Origin of the sequence: Nonomuraea indica, from assembly GCF_002850745.1 — a bacterium.
Classification (GTDB): domain Bacteria; phylum Actinomycetota; class Actinomycetes; order Streptosporangiales; family Streptosporangiaceae; genus Nonomuraea; species Nonomuraea indica.
Genome location: NZ_PJOK01000109.1, coordinates 1 through 1396, shown reverse-complemented (window position 1 = coordinate 1396; position 1396 = coordinate 1). Strand labels below are relative to the sequence as shown.

The window sequence follows — 1396 nt, the reverse complement described above, 5'->3', positions numbered from 1 at the left end:
TCGCCGGGTTGAGTGCGGAGCAGGTCGATCGGGTGCTGGCCGCGAAGGTGACCGGCGGCCTCGTCCTGCACGAGCTGACCCGGGACCGGGACCTCGCCGCCTTCGTCGCCTTCTCCTCTGCGGCCGGCACGCTCGGCGGAGCCGGACAGGCCCCGTACGCGGCGGCCAACGCCTTCCTGGACGGCCTCATGTCGTGGCGGCGCGGCCAGGGACTGCCCGGCACCTCGCTCGGCTGGGGCCTGTGGGCCGAGCGCAGCGACATGACGAACGATCTCGGCCACGCCGACCTGGCCCGCTGGGAGCGGATCGGCCTCGGCGCCATGGAGACGGACCCGGCCCTGCGGCTCCTCGACCGGGCGATCGCGACCGGAGAAGCGGCGCTGCTGCCTCTCCGGCTCCACCTGCCGGCACTGCGCGCGACCCGCGAGCAGGTACCTCCCGTGCTGCGCGGCCTGGCCGGAGTGCCGGGACGGGGCCAGGGCACCGGAACCCGTGAGACCCTCCGGCAGCGCCTCGCCGACCGGCCCGCCGCCGAGCGGGAACGCCTGCTGCTCGACCTGGTACGCACCCACGTCGCCACCGCGCTCGGCCACCCCTCGCCCGCGTCGGTCGAGCCAGGCCGTTCCTTCAAGGACCTGGGCTTCGACTCGCTCACCGCGGTCGAGCTGCGCAACCGGCTCACCGCCGCGACCGGGCTTCGGCTGCCGGCCACGCTCATCTTCGACTACCCCGAACCCGCCACCCTGGCCCGCCACCTGCTGGCCGAACTGGCCGGGACGCTGCCGAGCGGCGCCCGCACGCGGGCGCAGCAGAGCCACTCCGACGACGATCCGATCGTGATCGTGGGGATGGCGTGCCGGTATCCGGGCGGGGTTTCCTCGCCGGAGGGGTTGTGGGAGCTGGTGGCGTCGGGTGGGGACGGGATCGGGGGTTTTCCGGTCGATCGGGGGTGGGATCTGGGGGCGTTGTTCGATCCGGATCCGGAGCGGCCGGGTCGTTCGTACGTGCGTGAGGGCGGGTTCCTGTACGACGCGGGTGACTTCGATGCGGGGTTCTTCGGGATCTCGCCGCGTGAGGCGCTGGCGATGGATCCGCAGCAGCGGTTGCTGTTGGAGACGTCGTGGGAGGCGTTGGAGCGGGCCGGGATCGATGTGGCGTCCCTGCGCGGCAAGGACGCGGGCGTGTTCGTCGGCCTCATGCATCACGACTACTCGGCCCGCTTGCACACCACACCGGCCGACCTCGAAGGCCACATCGGCATCGGCAACTCCGGCAGCGTCGCCTCCGGTCGGGTGGCGTACACGTTCGGGCTGGAGGGGCCGGCGGTGACGATCGACACGGCGTGTTCGTCGTCGTTGGTGGCGTTGCATCTGGCGGGGCGGGCGTTGCGGGCGGG

The 1396-nt window shown here is 73.0% G+C and carries 1 protein-coding gene; it reads left to right on the top strand.

Annotated features, from left to right (window positions below; all coding sequences use genetic code 11):
• Positions 1–1396: beta-ketoacyl reductase (locus CXR44_RS38665; RefSeq protein ID WP_144070258.1), on the top strand; the 1396-nt coding region annotated here is incomplete at both ends.